At 42.9% G+C, this 26,393-nt stretch carries 15 protein-coding genes and 1 pseudogene; 6 read left to right on the plus strand and 10 right to left on the minus strand.

Going from position 1 to position 26,393, the window contains the following annotated elements; genetic code table 11:
• Positions 1 to 145 precede the first annotated feature (145 nt).
• Positions 146 to 1,933, plus strand: coding sequence for a precorrin-3B C(17)-methyltransferase (gene cobJ / locus V7K62_RS04005; RefSeq protein WP_334861920.1), 1,788 nt, complete (start codon positions 146 to 148; stop codon positions 1,931 to 1,933).
• Between the two features lie 143 nt (positions 1,934 to 2,076).
• Here cobJ and V7K62_RS04010 read toward each other — a convergent pair whose 3' ends face one another.
• On the minus strand, positions 2,077 to 4,992 hold the full coding sequence (locus V7K62_RS04010) for a glycerol-3-phosphate acyltransferase (protein ID WP_334861922.1): 2,916 nt from the start codon (positions 4,990 to 4,992) through the stop codon (positions 2,077 to 2,079).
• A gap of 591 nt (positions 4,993 to 5,583) precedes the next feature.
• On the opposite strand from V7K62_RS04010, the gene V7K62_RS04015 reads away from it, so the two are divergent.
• Positions 5,584 to 6,528, plus strand: coding sequence for an SGNH/GDSL hydrolase family protein (locus V7K62_RS04015; protein WP_442937221.1), 945 nt, complete (start codon positions 5,584 to 5,586; stop codon positions 6,526 to 6,528).
• A 501-nt stretch (positions 6,529 to 7,029) separates the two neighbouring features.
• On the opposite strand, the gene V7K62_RS04020 is transcribed toward V7K62_RS04015, so the two are convergent.
• The 6 genes and pseudogenes from V7K62_RS04020 to V7K62_RS04045 all read right to left on the minus strand — a co-directional run bounded on the left by V7K62_RS04020 (position 7,030) and on the right by V7K62_RS04045 (position 11,521).
• Positions 7,030 to 7,371 carry a cupin domain-containing protein gene (locus V7K62_RS04020; RefSeq protein ID WP_334861926.1) on the minus strand — a complete coding sequence of 114 codons (342 nt, stop codon included), beginning with the start codon at positions 7,369 to 7,371 and terminating at the stop codon, positions 7,030 to 7,032.
• A 115-nt stretch (positions 7,372 to 7,486) separates the two neighbouring features.
• A complete protein-coding gene (locus V7K62_RS04025; protein ID WP_334861928.1) occupies positions 7,487 to 8,656 on the minus strand; it encodes a zinc-dependent alcohol dehydrogenase in 1,170 nt (389 codons plus the stop codon).
• A 181-nt stretch (positions 8,657 to 8,837) separates the two neighbouring features.
• Positions 8,838 to 9,221 (minus strand): hypothetical protein, encoded by a 384-nt coding sequence (locus V7K62_RS04030; protein WP_334861930.1) that lies wholly within the window; start codon positions 9,219 to 9,221, stop codon positions 8,838 to 8,840.
• Between the two features lie 115 nt (positions 9,222 to 9,336).
• A pseudogene (locus tag V7K62_RS04035) lies at positions 9,337 to 9,504 on the minus strand (zinc-binding dehydrogenase); the annotation flags it as partial.
• A 20-nt stretch (positions 9,505 to 9,524) separates the two neighbouring features.
• Positions 9,525 to 10,223, minus strand: a complete 699-nt coding sequence (locus V7K62_RS04040) for an SRPBCC family protein (protein ID WP_334861932.1) — start codon at positions 10,221 to 10,223, stop codon at positions 9,525 to 9,527.
• A 200-nt stretch (positions 10,224 to 10,423) separates the two neighbouring features.
• Positions 10,424 to 11,521, minus strand: a complete 1,098-nt coding sequence (locus tag V7K62_RS04045) for a DJ-1/PfpI/YhbO family deglycase/protease (RefSeq protein ID WP_334861934.1) — start codon at positions 11,519 to 11,521, stop codon at positions 10,424 to 10,426.
• Positions 11,522 to 12,004: 483 nt separating this feature from the next.
• Here V7K62_RS04045 and V7K62_RS04050 point away from each other — a divergent pair, with 483 nt between their 5' ends.
• The gene (locus tag V7K62_RS04050) at positions 12,005 to 12,397 is read left to right on the plus strand and encodes a DUF6335 family protein (RefSeq protein ID WP_334861936.1); all 393 of its coding nucleotides are present in this window, start codon (positions 12,005 to 12,007) and stop codon (positions 12,395 to 12,397) included.
• A 6-nt stretch (positions 12,398 to 12,403) separates the two neighbouring features.
• On the opposite strand, the gene V7K62_RS04055 is transcribed toward V7K62_RS04050, so the two are convergent.
• The 3 genes from V7K62_RS04055 to V7K62_RS04065 form a co-directional block, all read right to left on the minus strand.
• On the minus strand, positions 12,404 to 12,808 hold the full coding sequence (locus V7K62_RS04055) for a response regulator (protein ID WP_334862166.1): 405 nt from the start codon (positions 12,806 to 12,808) through the stop codon (positions 12,404 to 12,406).
• A 509-nt stretch (positions 12,809 to 13,317) separates the two neighbouring features.
• On the minus strand, positions 13,318 to 15,621 hold the full coding sequence (locus tag V7K62_RS04060; protein ID WP_334861938.1) for a family 10 glycosylhydrolase: 2,304 nt from the start codon (positions 15,619 to 15,621) through the stop codon (positions 13,318 to 13,320).
• A 585-nt stretch (positions 15,622 to 16,206) separates the two neighbouring features.
• The gene (locus V7K62_RS04065; protein ID WP_334861940.1) at positions 16,207 to 16,473 is read right to left on the minus strand and encodes a Precorrin-3B methylase; all 267 of its coding nucleotides are present in this window, start codon (positions 16,471 to 16,473) and stop codon (positions 16,207 to 16,209) included.
• A gap of 380 nt (positions 16,474 to 16,853) precedes the next feature.
• Here V7K62_RS04065 and V7K62_RS04070 point away from each other — a divergent pair, with 380 nt between their 5' ends.
• From V7K62_RS04070 to V7K62_RS04080, 3 genes are all read left to right on the plus strand, one after another.
• Positions 16,854 to 21,020: a non-ribosomal peptide synthetase gene (locus V7K62_RS04070; RefSeq protein WP_334861942.1), complete on the plus strand. Its 4,167-nt coding sequence runs from the start codon at positions 16,854 to 16,856 to the stop codon at positions 21,018 to 21,020.
• A gap of 145 nt (positions 21,021 to 21,165) precedes the next feature.
• On the plus strand, positions 21,166 to 24,426 hold the full coding sequence (locus V7K62_RS04075) for a non-ribosomal peptide synthetase (RefSeq protein WP_334861944.1): 3,261 nt from the start codon (positions 21,166 to 21,168) through the stop codon (positions 24,424 to 24,426).
• A 429-nt stretch (positions 24,427 to 24,855) separates the two neighbouring features.
• Positions 24,856 to 26,388, plus strand: a complete 1,533-nt coding sequence (locus V7K62_RS04080; protein ID WP_334861946.1) for a glycosyltransferase — start codon at positions 24,856 to 24,858, stop codon at positions 26,386 to 26,388.
• The last annotated feature ends 5 nt before the right edge of the window (positions 26,389 to 26,393 follow it).

Raw genomic sequence — 26,393 nt, forward strand, 5'->3', positions numbered from 1 at the left:
CTCTCCAAGAGTTGCGCGTCGTAGACATCGCACTCTGAATTCTCTCCTAAATGCGATATTTATGACACTTTATCTAAACTAATCCAGCGATTTTCAAATCATCTAAGTTACGAGATAAGTTGTAATTAAGTGTTGTAATTAAGTAATGATGAACTTTGCACCTGCCATTGTAATACTGGGTCAAAATAGCGTGACAGTAGCACGCAAAATAATCAGCGTCTTACCAGGGGCAACATTATACGGTTTAGAGGGTCGCACATCGGAAGTTGATGTCAGCTTTACAAATTTTGGCGAGACGCTGCGCGAGTTATTTATACAAGGAAGGCCGCTGATTGGCATTTGTGCCGCTGGCATTTTAATTAGGACGCTAGCTCCGGTAATCTCGGATAAACGACAGGAACCACCAGTGCTAGCTGTGGCTGAAGATGGTAGTGCTGTTGTTCCCCTGTTGGGCGGACTTGGTGGAGTAAACGATTTGGCACGTCGGATTGCCGAAGCCCTTGATGTCAAACCGGCAATTACGACCACAGGCGATTTACGTTTGGGGACAACGCTGTTATCTCCTCCTTCTGGATACCATTTAGCAAACCCAGACGATGCTAAAAAATTTATCTCAGATTTGCTAGCTGGGGCGCAAGTTAAGCTCGAAGGAATAGCACCTTGGTTGAGCGATAGTAAACTGCCTATAGATCCCAAGGGAGATTTGACCATCCAAGTTACAGAACGCTTGGTGACTCCCACACCCAACTGCCTTGTCTACCATCCAGCAACGATCGCGATCGCAATTAGTGGCATGATTGATGATGCAGTAGCTTTAGTACAACAGCTACTAGTCGATGCTGCATTAGAAAAAGCATCAGTTGCCGGGATATTTGCACCCATCAGTGCCGCTGCCGATCCCACAATCCATGTCGTAGCTACCGCCTTGAAAGTGCCCGCCCGTTTTTTCACCCCAAATCAGCTAGAAAGTCTACTTTCACAAGGTTATAGCCCCGCCCAAGCCGCAGCGATCGCTGCTACAGGCACATCCCCCTTATCGCCATCTCCCCACATTGCGATCGCTATTGCCCCTCAACCAATTGACCCCAATACTATCGGTCAACCACGCGGACAGTTAGCGATTATTGGTACTGGCCCTGGTGGGGAGCAATGGATGTCTCCGGAAGTGAAAGAGATACTCAAGTCGGCAACTGACCTCGTGGGTTATAAAACTTATTTAGATTTAGTTGGTTCTCTGGCTGATGGCAAGCAACGGCATGAGTCTGACAACCGCGAAGAAGAAGCACGGGCAACTCTTGCACTTGATTTGGCGGCATCTGGGCGATATGTAGCTGTAGTTTCGTCTGGCGACCCCGGTATCTATGCAATGGCAACAGCAGTTTTTGAGGTATGCGATCGCTATCCTAAACCGGAATGGGACAGTATCGAGATTCATGTGGCCCCAGGCATCTCCGCGATGCAAGCAGCAGCAGCAGCCATTGGTGCGCCCCTTGGACATGACTTCTGTGCTATTTCCCTCTCTGACATTTTGAAACCTTGGTCTGCGATCGAACAACGAATTACCGCTGCTGCTGAGGCTGATTTCGTCATTGCTTTCTACAATCCTGTTTCCAAAGAGCGTACCTGGCAACTGGCAGAAGCAAGAAATATTTTGCTGCGACATCGAACACCAGATACACCAGTAGTGTTGGCCCGGAATCTCGGTCGGCCAGGACAAACGGTGAAAGCGATCGCACTTGACCAGTTAACACCAGCAAGCGCTGATATGCGGACAATTATTCTTGTTGGTTCCACAAAAACCCGAACCATCAAGCGCAGCGATGGTAATATCTGGGTTTATACGCCGCGTCGCTATACCGACAAATTAAAGGATTCTTATACTTTAGATGCGTTTGCCCTGGAGGGCGATCGCTTTGAAATTGACAAAACTTAACTTGATAATGTTGGGTTGCGCTCCGCTCCACCCAACCTACTGGTGTGGCAAGGCTAAAATGTTGCAAAAAAATTGCTTTTTTTTCTTGATTTCGGCATTGTGAGAAACCGATTCTTCAGGTAAGTCTTTCAGGGAAGTGGTAATCATTCGGGTCTTAAATCGTTAGATAATTCCACAATACCCCTAGAGCCATCAATCCGTACCCGTTGACCATCTTGCAGAATCCATGTAGCACCGCGAACATCCATCACTGCGGGAATCCCATATTCACGAGCAACGATCGCACCGTGAGAAAGCCTTCCACCAGCTTCGGCAATTAATCCTCCAGCCCTTAATAACAATGGTGCCCAACCGGAATCTGTGTAAGGTACTACCAGAATCGTATTTCGGTCAATCTCTGGCACATCTTGTAAATTTCGCAACACCTTCACTCTACCTTCGGCTTGCCCCTGACTAGCTCCAATACCTTGTAAAATTTGGTCAGAGTAGAGTGCAGAGGGAGCTAAGGGGTGAGGAGGTGTATGTCCGTAGACTAAAAGAGGTATTTGAATAATGGCGCTATCTTGCAAGAATTGCGATCGCCTAAATTCCACCAACTCATCCAACTGCTCAATTAAGCTGGAATCTTCATTCACAATTAGCCGCCGCACTTCATCAAAATTAAGAAAAAAGATATCGCCTGTTTTCCTGAGTAAACCAGACTTTAACCAAATTTTCTCTAAAGCCAGAAAACTCCAACGCAATTCAGCCAAAAGCCGGGAATAAACTTCGGTGACTCGTCCTTTGATATCTACACGCCGTTGCACAAAAGAGCGTTTGCGCTTACCAGCAAAGATACTATTAATTGCGTCTTTAGCCCCTGCTTGTGGTTCGTTCCCCTGCATTAACTGCACAAACATCTGCTTAATCATCTGGGGATTTTCCCGCCAAGTCGGAACGGAGATATCAGTTCCGACTTCGCTTAAATAGCCGTAATCTTGAAGCAATTCGTTAAATTCTTGGAGGATCTTCTCTCCTTGGGGGGTTTGCTTTAATTGCTCAAATACCTGCTGTGGATCAAACTCAAGCAATACCTGCTTGGCATCTGTAGCTATTGCACTCAGCGATCGCAATGCTGCGATCTCTGGCGTGACGCTATGATCGATTTGTCCATCCTTCACCCGGAAAATCGCCTGTCTCAGAGCAGCACTCAAGGGAGCTAAAATGCTGTAATACGTACCATGACGCACCAACTCCAGAATAAAATCAATTCTTGCCAACAGCTTGGGTGGTTCCAAGTTATCTATATCTGACTGCGCCAACTGCGACAATCCAGGAATGAACCGTTTATGATAATCCTGCTTGAAGTCCTTTTCTAAACTTAATTCCCGCTTCAGCAACTTCCCTAGTCCTGGCAAATTTTCCCAAGTTGACTGCAAGGAGGGTTTACTTAATTTAGCTCCTCTGGTTAAAAATTCCAGACTTTCCGGCGGCAGTCCCATACGAAGAAAAATATCTCCTAAGAGAGATGCATTAAAGTAGGCTCTGGAATAATGCAGAGTTGCAGTTTTGGTGAAATCTAACCCCAAGGCGCGATCGCCCAAAACTAAAGTAAAAAGTTCTCCCCAAACTCCACAAGTTAAGGGACGATTAATTGACCATGTTAAGGGGTGAATTACTCCGGGAATCACTTCGGCGGCGATTTTGCGTGTCCAGATGGGCAACAGAGTGGTGATCGGTCGAGATTGCAATACCCAAAGGGTTTGACCATCGTAACTCCACTCAATATCTTGAGGAGTGCCATGATAACGTTTTTCGAGTCGGTAGGCTAAGTATGCAACTTGTTTGATTAATGATTGTGGGACTCGTCCTTCACCCTCTAATTGTACAGAGTAAGAATTTTCTGTTTCAACAACAAAAGCGCGATATTGTTCTGGTGTGACTTTTCCCGAAACGACTTGCGTCGGGCTGCCTGGAAGGGCTTCAATGATGATTGCATCACCTTGTTGAGTAATGGGATCGCGACTGAAAGCGACGCCAGAATATACACTCTGGACTTGTTGTTGAATCAACACAGCCATTGCTGTATCATTTAAACCGCGATCGCGCCGATATTGGAGAGCATAAGGATGATTGTAGGAAGCTTGAACTTGAGCGATCGCTTGCTGCAATGCCTCTGGGCTGATCACATTTACAACTGTTTCATACTGTCCAGCAGCAGAAGCGTGTTCCGAGTCTTCTCCAATGGCAGAAGAACGCACCACCAAAGGGGATAATTCTGATGGCTGAAGAAATTCTATTAACAGTTGAGGATCGTCGATTGGGGCCAATACCCACCCCTTCGGCACTGGATAGCCCCAGCGCTTAATTTGAGATAATGTAGCCGCCTTTTCTCCGACAATGGCAGCATCCAACTCTTCATCTAAAGAAACCATTGGGCGTTGGCGTAGCCCGTCGTAGACATCGCCGCGTAAAAATTCCAACGTCCCTTGCGATTCTGTTTGTGCCTCTTGGACTGGCAGTTTCATATCATCAGGAATTTTGGTGTAAATCCAGCCCATTAAACCAGCTAAGACTACAGCAGCAAGTATTCTGGGAATATCGCTAAGGTGCAGAAGTCCTACAAACAGAGGAAAAAGAAGCAAAACCCCAAATTTGACTAGCCGTCTTGATTGCAGAATTAAAAAACTAATAGCTGCAAAGAAAGATACAAATATAGCTACCAGTGGATCATGTACGACAAATCCCCAGACAACATTTGTCGTACCTGCCCCTCTGCCTATCCAATATCTACCGATTACCAGAGCGATCAGGGCAAGCAATTCCCAAGACGATCCATCTGGAAAGAAAACGCGGGTGAGTAAGACTGCCGCAACTCCTTTAAAAGCTTCTGACAAGACTGCCAGAATTCCCACAAATTTACCGCCATGATAAAAGGCAGCCGATACACTAATGTTTCCTGTACCAACTTGTGATAATTGCTTCCGCTTCAGGGCGTAAGTAATCCATGCAATCAGGGGTAATCCGCCCAAGAGGGGGCAGATAATTAAAATAACTAAGACACCCCAAGGTTCAAACATTCTGGATTTTGGATTTTAGATTTAAATTTTCCATCTAAAACCTCAAATCTAAAATCTAAAGTTTTTCTGAAATTTTTGATGGTTATTAGGGCGTTTTTATTTACTAGTTGCTAAACGGACACTTGGCTAAGACGGAAACCGTTTTTGCCAGTGTCCTTTTAGGCTACTAATGGTTTTAGTTTAGCGCATAGGCAGCTTGCAGCGCCCAGAAGATCAGAGCAGCGATCGATCCCAGAAGCAACACGGTAGAGATAGTGACTACTTTGGGGGAATCTGCACCCTCAAATTTCATAATTCCTCGATTTAAGTCGGACACAGCTTTGTAATCCTCTGTTGTTGGAGCATGAAGTATTTGTCCGTTTTGATTGTAGTCCTTCTCTTTGCAGATGATGTTAAATTCACTTTAACAATTTAGGACTGGGGAAGAAGAGGGGGTAAGGGAGAAGAGTTTTCCCCTCTGCCCCCCGCCCCTCTTTCTCTTTTGAATGCCCAATGCCCATTACCCCTTATCCCCAGAGGGGGCCCCACCTTCCCCAATGCCCCAGTATGATTGAACAGTAACTCGGTATAAGAGGGTGCGAGTAGGTGAAAATGGCACTGAGCGTAATTTTGGCGGTAGTTGTGGGATTGTTTGTGGTAATCGAGATCGGACTGCGATCGCTGTTTGGTTTTGGTAATCCCCTAATTTATATTGGCGATGAGCAAATTGGTTATTTGTTGGCTCCTAACCAGCGTACCCGTCGTTTTGGGAATCGCATTGAAATTAATGAATATTCTATGCGAGGTAGTCCGATAAAAAAGATACCCGCACCTTCTGAGTTACGAATTCTACTTTTAGGTGATTCTATTGCTAATGGAGGCTGGTGGACAGATCAGACGAATACAATATCTAGTTTGATGATCCGTTCTCTGGGATCATCCAATAATAGTAATTATCAGGAAGTAGAAGTGCTAAATGCTTCAGCTAACTCTTGGGGGCCAAGGAACGAATTAGCTTATTTAGAGAAGTTTGGCAATTTTAACGCGCAAGCAGTGGTGCTATTAATTAATACCGATGATTTGTTTGCAACTCCTCCGACTCCTTTACCAGTAGGACGCGATCGCAACTATCGAGATCGTAAACCTCCCCTAGCATTAGTGGAAGTGTGGCAGCGTTATATCGTTAAGCAAAAGCCAATTCCCGAACTACAAGCCGTGCAAAATGAACCAGGCGATCGCGTAGGAATTAATCTGGAGGCGATCGCTAAAATTCAAGCCCTGACTCGCCAAACCAACAGCCAATTTCTGTTAGTTATGACTCCCTTACTACGAGAAATTGGTGAACCAGGGCCCCGCGATTACGAAATTAAAGCACGTCAGCGCTTGAGCGATTTTACCAAAGCAGAGCAAATTAACTATATAGACTTTTTGCCGAGCTTCAATTCAACTACCAACCCGCAAGGTTTGTTTCACGACCACATTCACCTCAACTTGCAAGGTAATAAATTTGTTAGTGAAGTTATGGAGCGATCGCTTTTGGAAATACTACACATCTAGTCAAATCAAATATGCGTTATCCAGAACCCATGTAGAGACGTAAGTAGTGGAACAGAATTAATTACACAACGTCATTGCGAGCGAAGCGAAGCAATCGCAAGGGCTGGGATTGCTTCGCTTCGCTCGCAATGACTGTAAATATTTTTGTCCATCTACTTAGCAGTGCTACGTCTCTACATTCTTTTTTGGACTGGTCTAATATTCATTAGACATCTTGCACAAATGCAAAATTCGCCCACCCTGCGGGATCTTGCTACATCCCCCTCACCCTAAGTCCCTCTCCCAACCTTGGGAGAGGGATTTAGGGTGAGGGCAAGGGATTCATGCAAGAAGTCTATTACCCACTCAAACTCCAATTCATGCTGAATTTTGAACGGTAGTTGCTCTACTTGGGGAGACGCCATCGCCCTCATCCCCCAGCCCCTTCTCCCTTTGGGAGAAGACCGCACTACCTCCTGCTGAGTTCTGAATTCTTTTTGAGAAATTTCAGATAACTGCAAATCAGTTTTCATCTCGCCCGTGAACTTGAGCGGGTGGACTGGTTGCTTCAACAGCAGTGAATGGTTCTAGAATTTTATAGGTGTGGCTGGCTCCTTTTGGTACTATCCAAGAACTCCCAGGTTCTAGTAAAATCGTTTGCCCTTCAATATGTAATTCTGCACGACCATTGATTACATAACCAACAGTTTCATATTCTCGTGCTGTTGGCTCTTTAGCTTCATTCGGTTGCTCATTTTCCCACAGACGCATGGAAATATTTTTGCCAGATGCAAGATATTTTTGACCAAGTTGGCCTTTAGGAGAATGACTAGAGTCTACTTTGCTAACGGTTGTATCAGACATATTTTTTGCCTTTTTGTAGTTTTAACTTTGGGTATTGGGCATTAGGATTAGGGGAGAGGTGACAGGTGATAGGAAATAATCTGTACCCTGCTTCATTCCCATTCCTCACTCCCCATTACGGTTTGAGTACAACCTTGATGCAGTTATCTTTCTTGTCCTTAAAAATTTCGTAGCCGTGGGGCGCTTGTTCTAGAGGTAAGCTGTGAGTGATGATAAATGTTGGATCAATGTCACCGTTTTGGATGTGTTCTAGCAAAGGTTTTAGATACTTGTGGACGTGTGTTTGTCCCATTTTCAAGGTTAGGCCCTTGTTCATCGCAGCACCCATCGGCATTTTGTCTACAAAGCCACCATATACACCCGGAATTGATACGTGACCACCTTTGCGACAAGACACAATTACTTGTCGTAATGCCGTCGGACGGTCTGTTTCTAGACGTACTGCTTGCTTTACCTGATCGTACAACGCCATAAAATCTGTGCCGTGTGCCTCCATTCCCACTGCATCAATGCAAGCATCAGGGCCACGACCGCCAGTCATTTCTTTGAGTGCTTCGCCTACATCCACTTCTTCGTAGTTGAGAACTTCAGCTTTACCGTATTCTTTAGCCATTTGCAGACGTTCGGGAATGCGGTCAAAGGCAATTACACGTTCTGCACCTAGCATATATGCGCTTCTGATGGCGAATTGTCCGACTGGGCCACAACCCCAAACGGCGACAATATCACCGGGTTGGATATTGCAGTTCTCGGCTGCCATATAGCCTGTGGGGAAAACATCTGTTAAAAATAATACTTGCTCATCCGTTAAACCATCGGGGATTTTGAACAAGCCGACATCGGCAAAGGGCACTCGTGCATACTCTGCTTGACCACCGGCGTAACCGCCGAATAAATGAGAGTAGCCAAATAGACCTGATGGCGAATAGCCCATTTGCTTTTCTGCTAACCAACCATTGGGGTTAGAGTTATCGCATAGTGACCATAAATCCCGATTGCAGAAAAAGCAGTTACCGCAGGAGATGGTGAAGGGAACAACGACGCGATCGCCTATATTCACATTTTTAACTGCACTTCCAAGTTCCACGACTTCTCCCATGAATTCATGACCAAGGATGTCGCCCTTTTCCATTGTGGGGATGTAGCCGTTGTAAATATGCAAATCAGAACCACAAATTGCTGTGGAAGTAATTTTAATAATCGCATCACGCGGGTTGATAATTTTAGGATCGGGAACTGTTTCCACCCGCACATCGTTTGCTCCATGCCAGCAAACTGCTTTCATAATTTTTAGTCCTTAGTTATGATTTTTGGCTGATTATTAATATCCAGATAAATACTGGATTTACCCTGATTTGGAGACGCGATGACTATCGCGTCTCACTAACCGCTAAAAAGTTGTTCTAAATGTATGAGTCAAAAATCTCGACTCAAAATTTGCTCACCGTCTAGCTGCTATCTCTCAGTTAGTTGCTAGAAGAATTGTGATAATAACCTTCTTTATCTGCATCAGATGATGAAGTTTTATCTCCGGTTGTGTTTTTTGCCGGATCAAAAAACTCTTTTGTAGCTTCAGGAGCTTTTTCATCCAGGTTTAACTTTTCGCGGATATTATCAACAGCGCTTTGTAATGGATTTTGGGAATTTTGGGTATTTTGGGTATCATTTCTCATTTCACCTTGTTCATTTGGTGTTCCTTTGTAATAAGTACCCTCTGGGGTTTTAACATCAGCTAGTGCTATGTTAGCGTAGCTAAAAGCCTGACCCAGTAAGAACATAAATCCGACAAGGAAAACTACAACTATTTGGGAAATCCGAATATTCCGCAGCCATGAAATTACTCGATTCATAAAAACCTCAATTGCATTATGTTGGGTGTACAATTCAAAATACTGAATGACTGTTCACCATTCAGAGTTTAAGAACAACTTTGATGGAGTTATCCTTTTTTTGTTGAAAAATGTGATGGCCTTGTATACCAACAGCATCGATGCAAGCATCGGGGCCACGGCCATCAGTTATGTGTTTCAACGCTTCGCCAGCATTAACTTCTTTGTAGTTAATCACTTCTGCTTTGGCAAACTTTTACGCCATTTCCAGGCGTTCGGGAAAGCGATCAATCGCGATCGCTTTTGCGGCGCTAATCATGGAAACTACTTGCGTCCACTTGATTGGCCTTCGGTAGTGGCAATTTCGCCCGCTTCCATTAGCATCTTAAAGCGGCGCAATTCATCACCAATTTGCTGTTCTGGTTCTTCACCAAAAAGTTTAGCTACGGTAGCTCCCAATGCTCCACCAGGTGGGTTATACTCCAAGACAATCTTTACTTCTGTGCCGCGATCGTCTGGTGTTTTTTTGAAGCGGACAAAACCAGAATTATCAACATCTGCACCTTCCACAGAAGCCCAAGAAATAAATTCATTTTCTCGGTCTTCGAGAACTTCTGCATCCCATTCCACGCTATTACCCAAAGGTGCATTGGCTATCCAATGAGAACTTTTTTCGTTATACACCTTTACAGATTTGAGATGCTTCATAAATGTGGGCAAATTCTCAAAGTTATGCCAAAAGCGATACAATTCTTCTGCCGATTTATTAATTGTTACCGTCTTTTCAACTTTGATAGCTTGGTTTATCCCTATTGCTTCCTGTGCTTGCTGGATTGCACTTTGTTTGGTTGCACCTTGGTAAATCAAACCGCCACCAGCCAAAGCCGTCAGCACTCCCCGCAAAGAACCTTGTTTTAAACCCATCAGCACCATAGCACCGCCACCGATGAGAGATGCCCAACGCTCTGCTTCACTAGCTTCACCCTGACTGCTTGTCAGTTTATCGCCTGATGTTGAAGTCACTTTTTTATTTCTCCATTACAGTAGATATCTCCAGAAATTAAATATGCGTTATTCAGAACCCTTGTAGAGACATAGCACTGCTACGTCTCTACAGATTCTTTTTTACCAGATGTCTAGTACAATAACCACATAAACGCAAATATTCACGAGACGCTACGCCTAGCTTGCTTCGACCTAGCAGCATACACCTCTGCGGTTTGTTACATTGATGTAGCTGCCCCTGTAGTCGGCTTAGGAGGCTGAATCTGAGCGGTTATCCGCGCCCGATACAACTCTATTAATTGCTGTTCAGATTTCAATAAATCCTGGTAAATTTCTTTGAAAATAGCAGTTGCTACTGGGTCAGTCAACATCGCAGACAAATTACCAATGTCGCCAATACCCGTTTGCACATCCCCCAAAGCGGAACGTAACTGATATATGTCATCACTTCCTGTTAAGGCAGTTTTCACCTTGGCATACTGATTGGCAATATTTGACCCTAAAGAGGCTTTCTCGCCTAATCGCTGAAGATAGGTTTCTAGTTTTTCAATGTGGCGTTGTTTATTAGCAATGATTTGTTGAAAGAGTGATTTAACTTCGCTATCTGATTCTTTTTCAAAGTACTTATCCAATGCTTCGAGTGAATAACGCTCACCAGTAAGGGCAGTATTTAAACCTCTAGCAATATCACCTTTAGTTGAGCCACCCCAAGCATCAGCCAGTTTCCACCATTCAGCAGCTGTGTCTTTTTCATTTGGTAATGCAGCATCTTTGCCACCATAACCCAAACGACTCAAAATAGCTGTGGTGAAAATTGCCAAGTCTCCAGGTTCACGAGATGTAATCAAATTGCCGTCAACTACCAACGGCTCATCTAAATAATTTGCGCCAGCGTTAATCATGTCTTTGGCAATAGCGCTAAACCCAGTGGCTTGTTTGCCTTTGAGCAAGTCACTTTCAATCAAAACTTGTGGCCCGTGACAAACCGCCGCGACTAATTTTCCTTGTTGGATAGCTTCTTGTACGAAACGTACTGTATTAAGGTTCCGTCGCATTTTGTCGGGAGCCATACCGCCGGGAATCACCACTGCATCGAATTCGGCTGCGATCGCTTCCGTTGTGGTACCATCAGCTTGAATACTAAGTTTGCCGCGTTTACCCTTATATTTTTCATTCATTCGGGAACCGAGGATTACTACCTCTATTCCTGCTTGTTTTAGTCCATTATAAGGAACTGTAAACTCTGCATCCTCTACTGCTTGCTCGATGAGGATAGCAACTTTTTTATTACCGGAGTGATTGTTATGTTCAGTCATAGATGGGATTAAGTTTTTATTTCTAGTCTTTAACTAGCTACAAGAATATTTATCGATCAAGAGAGTTAAACAGCCAAAATTATTCCGGAATAATTTTGAATTGCCTACTTTTATCTACCTCCGTTGCTTGCTCAAAATTATTGAGAGTTTTACTGTTCAGCATTCAGGTAGTAAAAAACATAAATAAAAGTTAAGAGGCTAAACTTATTCAAGTTTTATATTCGCCGATTTTTGTCGAATATAAAATAGTTATGATTGGAAAGTTGACTAATGAATAATTTCGGTTTGATCACCCCTAACTCATAACTAAAAACTTCAACTACAAGTTCCTTTACCATGAATTCACATTTATAATCTTATGGCGCGATCGCTACTTTAGCGTCGTTCCCAGGGGATAGATTATTTTATCAGCTATACATCTCTAGTTAGACAAATTAGTTACAGAAAAACGTTATTGTGAGAATGCACAAAAAGGCTAGGATCATGGCAGAAAAAAATCATCCTGACAAAATTAAAACCAATGATTTGCCACAAGAGATTACCGAATCCTACGGTACTGGTGTGAAAGACTTGCCAGGATACAATATTGGCGGACGCTCAATAAAAGCAGAAACAGACCAGTACACAGAAACTAGTCCAGAACTGACTGGTGGGGATGTTGATGCTTATTGGCAAGATGCAGATGCAGTTGGAGATGAAGCTGTTGGTGGTAGTACTTCCACCCCGGATCAAAATGTAACTGAGGAGTTAGAAGCAGCAGTGGGGCTAGAAATGGCTGATTCTGAGTTTCTGCATACCAACGATATTTTAGAGGATCGTGACGGCGATCGCTGGGAGTTAGATCCAAAGTCTTCTGAAGATTATCAAGACCGATGATAATAATTACCAATTACAAGAAGCAACCAAATTAGCCACTATCTCAACTAGTTCTTCTGGATCAATCGGTTTAGATACATGAGTGTCAAAGCCCGCTTCTAAGGCTCGTATCCGTGCCTCACTATCGGCAAAGGCTGTTAAAGCAATAGCCGGAACTCGTCCAACATTCTTTGGTTTAAGCGCACGGAATTTGGAGATGAAAGTGTAGCCATCCTCCCCAGGCAACCCGATATCACTAATTAAAACATCGGGTTGCAATTCGGATAATACATTGCGTGCTGCTGCTGCCGATATCACTGCTATAACTTTTGCTCCATCCATTTCCAAGACAGTGGTGATAAAAAAGCGAGTATCATCATCATCCTCAACTACCAGGATATCTAAACCAGTAAGGGTTCCAGAAGGTTGCATAATAAATAACATTTGATCGTTACTTGCTGTTAACAAATAATTACTAATTCGTAATTCGTAGAGAGCGTCATTATTAATTACGAATTCTTATGACTTTTACGCCAATCAGAGCTTGTTTTAGAGTAGACTTGGGGTTCACAAAAGTAGATTGATGTACTCTGAGTATTGATGAGATACCGAAGTAGGGTCTTTTAACAAGAAATGATTTAACACCATAATTCCCAAAATGTAGCTTGATGGTCACTACCGCTTGATCCATTTTCCTACTGCAAGACCACTTCGCACAAATGAAATTCAACCGTGATTAGGAAGTCCCCAATCATCTCGATTATCTATCACTAGCTTACATCAGCAGAGCTTTTGATGTTCAAAGGGAGTGTCGGTAGTTTGAGAGGTTATTTATAAAGTAAAAATAAAATTATTGTAGTGGCGTGGCAAGGCTAAATTTTTTGCACTGTTTTACCTGTGCCACGCTACTACTACCGTATTGGGAGCAAGTCTTTACTTTCTTACCGCCGACTGCGAAAACCCTGTTTTCCATTAACTGAGTCAAAGAGGACATCGTATTTATCAAACAAGGCGATTCCAGGATTTACAAATGTAGTCAGTTCTGCCTGTGGCGAGATGCTCAAATTCCAGCGATTAAAGCCGTCGCGGGTTCCTGGTGTCAAACTGTAATCAAAAATGCCATTAATTCCTACTTTCAGAGCATTTGCTGAACGCAATAAGCCGGGTTTGAGTTTACCTGCTGTAGAAGCTGACTTGAATTCAGTCAAACCATTAATAGTTGCAGTATCAGCGACCATTGTACCATTACAAGAATTTTTCGCAGAACTCCCAGCAATAGTTAAACAAACTTTGCTCAGTCGAGAGTCCCATCTTTTACCGGGTACACCATTAATTTCGGGTTGCTGACTCCAAGAAGCCATTTTGAAACCTGCTTGATTCTCAGCAGTTAAACCGAGAATTAGGCTGCCATTGTTGTTACTACCACCATTTCCGATGACGATAAATCCGTTACTCAGATTGCCTGGTAATTTTCTCAACGGGTTATAAAGAAGTGATTTTTCAAAATAGTTGACACCGATAATTCCAGAAAATGGTACACCACTATTTGCTGAACAATTAGGTTTTTGGGCAGTACATTGGCGACTAGTAACAACCTGTACGGGAACAGGTTCGGCGGTGGGAATTAAACCAAACCGGACATTAGTATAAACTAATTCTCCTTCCAGGATAGTACCATCACTTAATACCTCCTTGATATTTTGACCTGTTTTTTGAATCGGAGCATTACCTAAAAACTCTTTGGGAACTCTTAGCCCTGCTGACCCTGTATCCAATAAAATACGTCTTGGTTGACCATTTGCGTTAGCGAAGCTCGCCGCAGGCATCGCAACTTCCAAAAAATAGCCGCGAACACGTTGCCCAAGGGAAGGTTTTGGATATAAAGGTAAGCTTATGGTGTTAAAAGTTGGCTTGCGGGGTATATTTTGAGAGATATCGCGTAACGCTGAATTGGGAAAAAGAGCCGCAAATGCTGACTGGCGTTGCGCTGCTGGTTCAGGGGCGATATCCCAAAGGCTTTCGTAGTAGAAAAAGCCGATACCTAAACCGCGTTGTTGCGCTGCTTCTACCTGGGATTGGATTTGTGGTATGGAAACTGGGCGATTTCGTAACCCCGCCATAATACCGATACCAGTTGGAATGATTTGTTGGGTTTCTAAAATTTCTGGGCGGGTAATTTGAGCAATAAAACTTTCCAAATCATTACGATACACCTGCATAACCAACTCATCGACAATCCCCAACCGTACCCAGTTCAGCCAGTCTTGCAGTTGCATTTTATAGGCGAAATTATAGTAATTAGGAGCAACTGAGAAGATAGCATTCGGTTTTCGGGCTTTCACAGTTTGCTGGAGGTCTACCATGAATGCAGTAATTTTATCTGCCCGCCATTTTATCCATGCTTGGGCTTGGGGATTGGGTGGAGGAGGATTGCCAGTTTCTTGAGTATATAGACTAATCGTGTACTTATCGTAACCAAAATCCACAGGTAAACTCGTATGATCGTCAAATTGAACGCCATCAGCATCGTATTGAGTCATAACTTCCATGACGAGTTCCCTGATAAACTTTTGCACTTCGGGGTGAAAGGGATTCAACCACGCTACTTCACCGGCAGCACTAATTGAAGTTTGAGTCCCATCCCCTTTTTGTGTAAGCCAATCTGGATGCGACGATGCCAGTTCCGAAGTTAGAGGAACCATAAAACCAAATTCAAACCAGGGTATTGCTAGTAGCCCTTGTTTGCGGGCTTGAGTGATAATGTCTGCAATTACATCTTGTCCATCTATTCCCTTGAAGAAAAAAGGGATACCCATTTTTTGCATGGTGGCGCTGGGGTATTGTGTATAACCATCATTCCAAACTACGGGATAAACAGTATTAAAGTTTAACTGCCGCAGTTGGCTCATGGCTGCTTGCACTTGTGAACGATTTCTGAAAACGCTAAAATCGTTACCACTTAGCCACACTCCCCGAATTTCCTGACGAGGTTGAGGAGGTAGTTGGGCAAGGGCAGGGGCAAAACTGTTGAGTAGCAATACTGCAAAGAATGATATCAGACATAATAATGGCAGCAGACGCTTTTTCAAAAGCCACCAACCTTGATGAATCAAAGGCGATGTCTGTTGACTTGCTAGATGTAGCGAGTCAACAGCTAGTAGTACCCGTCTACGCAGAGGCTTAAATAGTAAGTTAATTAGAGTTGTATTAATTTCTCTACTTTTTTCCCAAAACTGAATTGTCATTATTTCTGCTTATTAAATGAGGTTAATTGGTTATATAGCGGTTCTCAGTTGAGTGAGGTACAAGAACCCCACCCCCAACCCCCTCCCCGCAAGCGAGGAGGGGACTATGATGTACCGCATCTGAATGGGGTGTAGGGGCACGGCACTGCCCATTGGTGTCAACTTAACGTGAAAGCTAGTTCTAGAACTAGCTTTTAGATTGCCTCGTTCCCAGTCTCCGACTGGGAATGCTCGTCCTTGAGGCTCCGCCTCTCTTGCTGGCGGCAGAGCCGCCAGGAGCAGCATTTCTAGCCTCTGGCTAGAAACGAGGTTTTAAAGGAGTTTCAGCTTAAGTTGACACCAATGGGCACTGCCGTGCCCCTACGGGTGTACCTCACACAAACGAGAAACGTTATATTTCATTCCATATAAACGTTAAATTGCTACACCAGGAAAACTGATACAGTAATTTAGCTGCAAGATAGTTGACGCAGTTATAAGGTTCGTGGTGCCAAATAGAAATTGTTGCGATCGCCTTGCCCCCGACAACCGCCGACTTACTTAGACAAAAGCAGTTGGGAAGTAGTTGTCTTGGTAGTAATTGGACTATTTTGATTTTCGTGTTGACTTTGGCGGCGTTCGGTGTGCGCCAAAGTATTTCTCACTACGGTAACGCAACCACACCCGCAACACTTGCGGAATCTGCTCTTTTTGTTCCTTAGTCAGGGTGTTGTAAAGGGCTAAGGCGCGATCGCGTTCACCTCGACAAGCTGCATTGTTGTGAGCATCCCAATAGCTGCGGGCTACTCGAATCCGCCGACAGACTTCTTTAATGAGCGCGTCTCCCGTAAGTGGAGTGTCTTGCTTGGTCATAGTCAGATGCTGTAATTTTACAATGCGATCGTAGCGAGTCAGATTGATCTTGACAATTGCAAATAAATCAATTTATCGCCAAGGCAACCAGGTTGAGCAGTTACCATACTCTAAATAATAAAAAAGTTTTATCTGATTAACTTAGTAATTTCATTTAATTTCTGTGACAATATTCCTTGTAAAGATTGAAGTTGTTCCTGACTAGCATTCGTTCCCCCCAATTTATCGGGGGGTTAGGGGGGATCTAAAAGTGCCTAAAGTCACACCAAAACACTTTTCAAACATCCTCTAAAGCGAGAACTCCTATATCGTTGTAGAAGAAATAACTTTAGAACATCAGCCCTCTGTCTTCATACTCTTTTTTTGGCAAAGATATTGTTATGAGCCAGTATATTTTCAGTAGCCTCACAGATGATGAAGAACTTAATTTTTCTGAAGAAGCAGAGGTTTTTGTCTTCCCCACTTCTTTCGCCCAGCAGCGATTGTGGTTTCTCGATCAGTTAGCGCCGGGTAATCCATTTTACAATGTGTCAACAGCACTTCGCCTGAAAGGTTCCCTTAACTTCACCGCCTTAAAGCAGACATTCAACGAAATTGTCCGTCGCCACGAAACCTTACGCACTACGTTTGTGATGGTAGAGCAGGAACCAGTGCAAGCGATTCCTGCGGAGAGCTGCGCTAACGCACCCAGCTTAACCATACCTCTTCCCCTAATAGATATACGCAATTTCGAGAGCCAAGAACGTGAGACACAAGTACGGCGAATCGCAACAGCAGAGGCTCAACATCCTTTCAATCTCACTACCGGGCCATTGCTGCGAGTGAAGCTGCTACAACTAGATGAAGCAGAATATGTGCTGCTGCTCAATCTACATCACATTGTTGCCGATGGCTGGTCAATTGGAGTGCTGATTAAAGAACTGGGGGTATTATATAAAGCCTTTGTAGAAGATAAACCATATCTGATGTCTACGCTCCTCCCAGAACTACCCATTCAGTATGCAGATTTCGCCCAATGGCAACGGGAGTGGCTGCAAGCGGTGGAAGCAAACGGCTGTTCGCCTTTACAAACGCAGTTAGCTTATTGGCAAAAGCAATTAGACGGCATTTCGGTGCTGAATCTTTCGACCGACCGACTAAGACCAGCAGTTCCAACCTATCGGGGTGCAAAACAATTTCTAGAACTACCATATTCCTTAACTCAAGCGCTAGAGGCACTTAGCTACCAAGAAGATGTAACCTTGTTTATGACAATGCTTGCAGCGTTTCAGACTTTGCTCTATCGCTACACACAGCAAGAGGATATTGCACTAGGTTCACCTATTGCTAATCGTAACCGTAGCGAATTAGAGGGGTTAATTGGTTTTTTTGTCAATAGTTTGGTGCTACGTAGCGATCTATCAGGGAACCCGACGTTTCGAGAATTATTGAATCGAGTGCGAGAGGTAACTTTGGGAGCATACAGCCATCAGGATTTGCCCTTTGAAAAGCTGGTGGAGGAACTTCATTCAGAGCGAGATTTGAGCCGCCATCCCTTATTTCAGGTCGTATTTAGCCTGCAAAATACTCCCATTGAAGCGCTAGAGTTACCTGGGTTAAAGCTTTCGTTATTCGACTTCGACAGCAAAATTGCAAAGCTTGATTTAGAGTTCCATCTGTGGCGAGACTTGGAAACTCTCAAAGGAGAAGTGGTGTATAGCACAGATTTATTTGATCAAAGCACCATTACGCGAATGCTGGGACATTTCCAAATACTTTTAGAAAGTATTGTCGTCAATCCAAAACAGCGTCTTTCAGATTTGGGATTGCTTACTGAAAGAGAACGACAGCAGTTATTAATTGATTGGAACAACACTAAAAAAAGTTACCCAGACAACAAATGTTTTCATCAGTTATTTGAGGCACAAGTGGAGCAAACTCCCGATGCGATCGCACTAGTATTTGGTAATAAACAACTCAGCTACAAAGAGTTAAATATACGCAGCAACCGACTTGCACATTATCTCCAAAAAATCGGTGTAGAAACTGAATCTTTAGTTGGCATTTGTGTAGAGCGTTCGCCAGAAATGATCGTCGGGCTATTAGGTATCCTCAAAGCTGGCGGCGCATACCTTCCTTTAGATCCCAGCTATCCTCAAGAGCGTCTTAACTTCATGTTGGAAGATGCACAAGTTTCAGTATTGCTGACACAAGAAAAATTACTTCAAAATTTTACAGAATTCTCGAATCCAATTATTAGTATAGATAAAGATTGGGCAACTATTACACAACATAGCCGAGAAAACCCAACCAGCGGCGTAACACTTGAAAACTTAGCTTATATCATCTACACCTCTGGCTCAACAGGGCAACCAAAAGGTGTTTTAATCGAACACCGAGGGCTGTCTAATTTGGCAGCAGATCAGATTGGGGTTTTTAACTTGCAACCGAGTAACCGCATTCTGCAATTTGCATCATTGAGTTTCGATGCTTCAATTTTTGAGATTGTGATGGCATTACGAACAGGAGCAACTCTTTATTTAGCAAAGAAAGAATACCTTCTACCTGGAAAACCTTTGCTTCAATTATTGCGCGAAAAAGCTATTACTCACATCACCCTTCCACCTGCGGTTTTGGCAGTTTTACCCACAGAATCATTACCTGCATTACAAACTATTATTAGTGCAGGTGAATCATCTTCCGAGGATATAGTAAAACGTTGGTGGAATCATAGTCGGAGGTTTTTTAATGCTTACGGGCCTACTGAAGCAACCATTTGGTCAACTGTTGCCGAAATTGAATCTGTGAATGAAAAACCGCCTATTGGTCGCCCAATTGCTAACACTGAAGTTTATATATTAGATTACTATTTACAACCTGTACCAATTGGGATTTTAGGTGAATTATACATCGCTGGTGATGGGCTAGCACGAGGCTATCTCAACTGCCCAGAATTAACTGCCAAAAAATTTATTCCCAATCCTTTTAATGGTAAAAAAGGAGCAAGGCTTTACAAGACAGGTGATTTAGCCAGATATCGACCAGACGGAAACATTGAATTTTTAGGTCGTATTGATCATCAAGTAAAAATTCGCGGCTTCCGCATTGAGTTGTCAGAGATTGAAACAGTTATCAGCCAGCATAATCATGTAGAAAAAGCAATTGTAATTGCTCAAGATAATTTAGATGATAAGTATTTAGCAGCTTACATTGTTACTGAGTTAACGCCGGAGCAAATAATTATTGAACTACGTCAATTATTAAAAGAAAAATTACCAGAATACATGATACCAAAAGTTTTTGTAATTCTGGATTCTCTGCCGTTAACGGCTAATGGCAAAGTGGATCGTTATGCACTAAAAGCAGTTGATACTCTGAGCCGCTCAATAGATAACGCCTTGATTGCTCCTCGTACTCCAACTGAGTCAACCTTGGCAAAAATCTGGGCTGAAGTCCTTAACATTGAGAATATAGGTATTCATGACAACTTCTTCGATTTGGGAGGTAATTCGCTGCTGGCTGTACGTTTATTAGACCAGATACACAAACAGTTTGAGGATGATTTACCCTTATCTACCCTGTTTGTAAATCAAACAATTGAAAGTTTAGCAATTGCTCTATATTCAAAAACAGATTCTCTGCCGTGGTCTCCTTTGGTTCCGATTCAACCGAATGGTTCAAATCCACCTTTTTTCTGCGTTCATCCAATTTTTGGTGTTGTATTTCCTTATTATGAATTAGCTCATCAATTGGGTAAAAGTCAACCATTTTATGGGCTACAACCTATTGGAATTGATGGAGAAATACCATTAACCCGCATTGAGGATATGGCTACCCAATACATTGCAGCATTGCGCTCAGTACAGCCGAAAGGCCCTTATTTTTTAGGAGGTTGGTCTTTCGGAGGATGGGTGGCTTTTGAGATGGCTCAACAACTTCAAAATTCTGGGGAAGAAGTAGCTTTACTTGCCGTGCTTGATACTGTAGCACCTATTAAGAGCAATCTACCTTCTTTTAATAATACTTTAAAGTTTCTTCTCACTACAGTAGTGCCATATATGTGGCCCTTTTTCCTCGATTATTTGTGTCTAATTACCGCTCCTAGTAAGAGCGGAATTAACAGTTTAACTTCTCGATTTCCTAATTTTCAGAAGTTGGTGCAATATTCCTTTTGGGAGTCGCTGACGCGATCGCTCAAAATAAATCTGTTCTCACATTTCATCCAAAAGGAGGATGCCACAGTCAACCTTATATCTGACGAATCCAAGCTAAGACTTTTAAGTGAGTCGGCGATTGTCCCTATGCTTCGTGTTTTGAATGCCAATAGCCAAGCAGTTCTCAACTACGTTCCGCAAGTCTACCCTAAGCAAATTAATCTTTTCAGAACAAGAGTTCAGTCAAGTATTGCTGAGGGAGAGCCGAGTATGGGTTGGGATCAGTTAGCTGTGGGAGGAACAGAAATTCATCATATTCCTGGCAATCACCTAACTATGCTGAGAAAACCCCATATCCAGGTTCTGGCCGCACAGTTAAGAGCCTGTATTGAGAAAGCACAAACTTTAAAATAAGGATGGATCAATATCGGAATCTTATCTGATTTGTGTTAGCGTAGCTTGCCGTAGGCATAAAATAATTTTTTATAACGAACCGCAGAGGCGCAGAGAACGCAGAGAGAATAAAGAGAGGTTTTCACAAATGATTTAGGATTGCTATATGTCTTCTGAAGAGGTCTTCGTCTTTCCAGTATCTTTTGCTCAACAGCGATTATGGTTCCTCGATCAGTTGATCTGTGACAATGCTATTTATAATGTGCTGACAGTAATTCGCTTAACAGGTTCGCTTAACTTAACGGCACTGGAACAGACTTTTAACGAGATTGTGCGTCGCCATGAAACCTTACGCACTACATTTATAGTCTTGGATGGGCAACCCCTACAGGCGATTGCACCTAGCTTAACAATACCTATTTCTGTATTAGACTTTCGGCTACTGCCAGATGATGAAGGAGAGTTGGAAGCAACGAGGATTGTTAGCGCAGAGATAGAACATCCCTTCGATTTATCCTCTGGGCCATTGCTGCGAGTGAAGTTGCTTGTGCTTTCCAATACAGAATATATTTTATTACTGAATATGCACCACATTATCTGCGACGATTGGTCTATTGGGGTGCTGATTCGGGAACTGGGAACGCTGTACACAACTTTTGCACAAAATCAGCCTTCCCCTCTGTTAGAACTGCCTCTTCAATACGCCGACTTTGCCCACTGGCAACGTGAGTGGCTACAAGGAGAAGTACTCCAAACGCAGTTAACTTATTGGCAGCAGCAATTAAATGGTATTTCTATGCTGCATTTACCTACTGATAAACCAAGACTAGCTATACAAAGCTATCAAGGAGCAACACAATTTTTTGAGTTACCAAAAAAGCTAACTGATGCACTAGAAAAGCTTTCGCAGCAAGAAGGAGTCACCTTTTTTATGACGCTGCTGGCAGCATTTAAAACTTTGCTCTACCGCTACACATATCAAGAAGATATTGCGGTAGGTTCGCCAATTGCTAACCGTAACCGCAGCGAAATTGAGGGTTTAATTGGTTTTTTTGTCAATAGTTTAGTCCTACGCAGTAATTTAGCTGGAAACCCGACTTTTCGAGAACTATTAGGCAGAGTACGAGAGGTAACACTAGGAGCTTATAGTCAGCAAGATTTGCCATTTGACAAGCTAGTTGAAGAACTGCATCCAGAGCGAAATTTGAGCCATAATCCGTTATTTCAAGTAGTGTTTAGTTTCCAGAATGCGCCCATGTCGGCACTAGAACTACCTGGATTAGTGCCTAGCTTTATAAATATTGATTTAAAAAAAACGCGCTTTGATTTGGAACTACACTTATGGAAGTGTTCTGATGATTTCAGGAGCTTATGGGGTGGAAATTGGGAGTATTCTGAAGGACTCCGTGGCGTAATAGTTTACAGCACGGATTTGTTTGATCAAGCTACTATTCGTCGGATGCTGGATCATTTTAAAACTCTGTTATCAAGCATTGTTGCAAATCCCGAACAGCGGCTCAAAAATTTACCGCTATTAAATGAAGCGGAACTATATCAGATATTAGTGGGATGGAATAACACTAACGCTACTTATCCTGATAATAAGTGTATCCATCAATTGTTTGAAGAACAGGTATACCATCATCCTGATTCTATAGCATTAATCTTTGGGAATGAGCAAATCACTTATCAAGAGTTGAATAGACGCAGCAATAAACTAGCACAATATTTACAAACAATTGGAGTAGGTTCAGAAATTTTAGTAGGTATTTGCATTTCACAGTCTATAGAAATGATAGTTGGCTTATTAGGCATTCTGAAAGCAGGAGGAGCATATCTTTCTTTAGATCCCAGCTATCCTCAAGAACGCCTAAAGTTTATGCTGGAAGATGCACAGGTTTCAGTATTGCTAACACAAGAAAAGCTGCTCAAGTCTTTTGAATACTTCTTGAATCCAATCGTTTGCATTGATAAAGACTGGAAAAATATTACTCACAAAAACAAAAATAACGTTGAAAGTAGCGTTACATCTAACAATTTAGCTTATGTTATTTACACTTCTGGCTCTACAGGAAAACCGAAGGGAGTGGCTATAACTCACAAAGCTGTAAATCGGCTAGTGTGCAATACAAACTATATAAAATTGTCACCATTAGATAAAATCGCCCAAGCCTCAAATACTTCTTTTGATGCAGCAACATTCGAGATTTGGGGAGCGCTACTTAACGGCGCTCAACTTGTGGGTATTAGCAAAGATATAATCCTTTCGCCTCATGAATTTGCATTACAGCTAAAACAAAAAGAAATTAGTGTCTTGTTTTTGACAACAGCTTTATTTCAACAGATTGCCAGAGATGTTCCGCAAGCTTTTGCTTCATTGCGATATTTACTATTCGGTGGCGAGATTGTTGATCCGAGATGGGTGAAAAAGATTATAAAATCTGGTGCGCCAAAGCATTTAATTCATGTTTATGGGCCTACAGAAAACACCACCTTTTCATCTTACTACTGTATACAAAGTTTAGCAGAATCAGCTACATCTATTCCTATTGGTTGCCCGATCAATAATACACAAATTTATATATTAGATACTCATTTACAACCTTTGCCCATTGGCGTCATTGGCGAATTATACATTGGTGGTGATGGTCTGGCACGAGAATATCTCAATCATACGGAATTAACTACTGAATATTTTATTACAAATAATTTTAGCAATAATTCCCAAACACGTCTTTATAAAACGGGTGATTTAGCCCGCTATTTACCAGATGGCAATATTGAATTTTTAGGCCGGATTGACAATCAAGTAAAAATTCGTGGCTTCCGCATTGAATTATCAGAGATTGAAGCGGTGTTGAGTGAACATCCAGCAGTGAGAGAAACAGTGGTCATTGCTGATGAGGACATACCTGATAATAAGTATTTGGTGGCTTATATTGTTCTTAATGTAGTAGAAATATCAAACTTGGCATCTCTACTACGTAAATTCTTGAAAGAAAAGTTACCAGAATACATGGTGCCAACTGCTTATGTGATACTGGAATCAATACCATTAACACCTAATGGCAAAGTAGACCGTCGGGCTTTACCTAGACCCGATAGAGTAACTTTCGATAGATATGATTATGTAGCACCGCGATCGCAAGTTGAAGAGTTACTTCAAGAAATTTGGGCTAAACTATTGGTAAAAGAGCAGGTAGGCGTTCATGACAATTTCTTTGAATTGGGCGGTCATTCTCTCTTGGCGACTCAGTTAATCTCCCGAATCCGAGATACCTTTCAAATAGATGTAACTGTACGCAATTTCTTTGAAGCACCAACTATTGAACAACTGGCGAAGTGCATTGATACAATGTGTTGGGCAGCAAAAGGTGCAGATAAAACTGAAACTACGGAACAAGAGCGAGAAGACATTGAATTTTAACTTAGCATTTATGTCATCCGGTATATGTGCGCCAGCCGCAGTAACGATTAACTTAAGCATGAGGAAGATACGCGAATTGGCTGGGTTTAAGCTAAGAGGATGTTTGAAAAATTTTTCACTGTGACTTTAGGCACTTTTAGATCCCCCCTAACCCCCCTTCAAAAGGGGGGAACCAGAATCAAAGTCCCCCAATTTATCGGGCGATTTAGGGGGATCTAGAACTTTTGATACCGACAAGAGGGCTTTTCAAACATCCTCTAAAGGGAATTAATAAAAACCCTTTAACTTACTTGTTGATGGTATTTATCTACAGCCTCACTGTCTGCGTTTTTCAGCCTTGGGAGTTTTTAACAAGCTCACTAAGCTCTTATGCTGCCGTCTTCAGGCAAAAATCTCTGGTAGAAATCAACCTGTATTAGGAAGTGGGCTATGCATATTGGATTTCTCAACCCTCAAGGCAATTTTGATTCAGGCAATAGCCACATCACGAAACACCCAGATTTTGGGGGTCAGCTAATCTACGTTAAGCAAGTCGCCATAGCGATCGCTCAAATGGGCCATAAAGTTGATATTATTACTCGTCAAATTATTGACCCGGAGTGGCCAGAGTTTGCCCAAGCGATTGACACTTATCCAGGGATCGATAACGTCCGCATTATCCGCTTACCAGCTGGGCCAAAAGAATTTCTTTCTAAAGAGTTGTTATGGCCTCATCTGGTCGCTGATTGGATACCCAACATCTTGAAATTTTATCAACAGCAAGGTGGCTTACCCGATGCTATGACTGCTCACTACGCCGATGGAGGACTGTGTGGTGTTCTAATTGAAGAGGAGACAGGCATACCTTTTACTTTTACTGCTCATTCTCTCGGCGCTCAAAAGATCGACAAACTGGAAGCCACCCCAGAAAATCTCACAAAAATAGACGAGCAATTTAATTTCAGATATCGCATTTTAGCCGAACGCCTGAGCATGAATCGCTCGGCGGTTAATATCACCAGTACACGACTTGAACGTTTTGAACAGTATTCTCATCGAGTCTATAGTGGTGCAGTGGATGTAGACAACGACAACCGCTTTGCAGTGATTCCACCGGGGGCAGATTTCTCGATTTTTGGTGCAAAAGCGCGTTACGAAAACGAGGAGGGTACTTACCAGTTCATTCAGGAGCGATTGGTACGGGATATTGCAGAACCACGTCGAGATTTGCCCGTTATCCTAGCATCCAGTCGATTAGAGCTTAAAAAAAATATATTAGGGCTAGTGCAAGCCTTCGCAATCAGTCCAACTCTTCAGGAACGAGCTAACTTGGTGATACTTACAGGAGGGCTGGACGATCCTTTACGAGAGGAAACTAGTGACGGCATAGCTGAAGAGGTATTAGCCCCGATTCGGGAAGTGGTCAAAGAAAATGACTTGTGGGGCAAAATCAGTGCCTTTAGCTTGCCACATCAGTCTCAAGAGTCACTGGCAGCAGCTTATCGGTTTATGGTTAAACGCCGCTCAGTATTTGCGCTGACCGCACTCTACGAACCCTTTGGGCTTGCTCCCTTAGAAGCAGCAGTTGCAGGTTTGCCAGTGGTAGCAACTAAGAACGGTGGCCCTAGCGAGAGCTTGCGACAGGGAAATAAGGAATATGGCGTACTTGTTGACCCAGAAGATCCTGCTGATATTGCACGGGGCTTGGAGCGGGTGCTATGTGATGCTCAGGAGTGGGAGTATTTTGCCCAAGCTGGTCAGCAACGGGTGTTGAAGATGTACACTTGGGAATCTACTGCTGAAAACTACCTGAGTTTGCTTGATTCGATTCTGTCTTCACCGGAAACCCGCGATCGCGCCCAACTCCTTCCCATCCATCCTTACTTCCGTAATCCAGAATCACAGACCGATGTTTGTTTGGAAGAATTGAGCGACCTCTACTTTGGAACTAATCAAAAGGTACTAAGTATATCTAGCCCGTGAAGAAG

Origin of the sequence: Nostoc sp., from assembly GCF_036917935.1 — a bacterium.
Lineage (GTDB): Bacteria > Cyanobacteriota > Cyanobacteriia > Cyanobacteriales > Nostocaceae > Nostoc.

Coding starts and splice junctions, on each gene's coding strand:
- cobJ (WP_334861920.1), top strand. CDS start 146: ATGATGAACTTTGCACCTGCCATTGTAATACTGGGTCAAAATAGCGTG.
- V7K62_RS04010 (WP_334861922.1), bottom strand. CDS start 4,992: ATGTTTGAACCTTGGGGTGTCTTAGTTATTTTAATTATCTGCCCCCTC.
- V7K62_RS04015 (WP_442937221.1), top strand. CDS start 5,584: ATGGCACTGAGCGTAATTTTGGCGGTAGTTGTGGGATTGTTTGTGGTA.
- V7K62_RS04020 (WP_334861926.1), bottom strand. CDS start 7,371: ATGTCTGATACAACCGTTAGCAAAGTAGACTCTAGTCATTCTCCTAAA.
- V7K62_RS04025 (WP_334861928.1), bottom strand. CDS start 8,656: ATGAAAGCAGTTTGCTGGCATGGAGCAAACGATGTGCGGGTGGAAACA.
- V7K62_RS04030 (WP_334861930.1), bottom strand. CDS start 9,221: ATGAATCGAGTAATTTCATGGCTGCGGAATATTCGGATTTCCCAAATA.
- V7K62_RS04045 (WP_334861934.1), bottom strand. CDS start 11,521: ATGACTGAACATAACAATCACTCCGGTAATAAAAAAGTTGCTATCCTC.
- V7K62_RS04050 (WP_334861936.1), top strand. CDS start 12,005: ATGGCAGAAAAAAATCATCCTGACAAAATTAAAACCAATGATTTGCCA.
- V7K62_RS04055 (WP_334862166.1), bottom strand. CDS start 12,808: ATGCAACCTTCTGGAACCCTTACTGGTTTAGATATCCTGGTAGTTGAG.
- V7K62_RS04060 (WP_334861938.1), bottom strand. CDS start 15,621: ATGACAATTCAGTTTTGGGAAAAAAGTAGAGAAATTAATACAACTCTA.
- V7K62_RS04065 (WP_334861940.1), bottom strand. CDS start 16,473: ATGACCAAGCAAGACACTCCACTTACGGGAGACGCGCTCATTAAAGAA.
- V7K62_RS04070 (WP_334861942.1), top strand. CDS start 16,854: ATGAGCCAGTATATTTTCAGTAGCCTCACAGATGATGAAGAACTTAAT.
- V7K62_RS04075 (WP_334861944.1), top strand. CDS start 21,166: ATGTCTTCTGAAGAGGTCTTCGTCTTTCCAGTATCTTTTGCTCAACAG.
- V7K62_RS04080 (WP_334861946.1), top strand. CDS start 24,856: ATGCATATTGGATTTCTCAACCCTCAAGGCAATTTTGATTCAGGCAAT.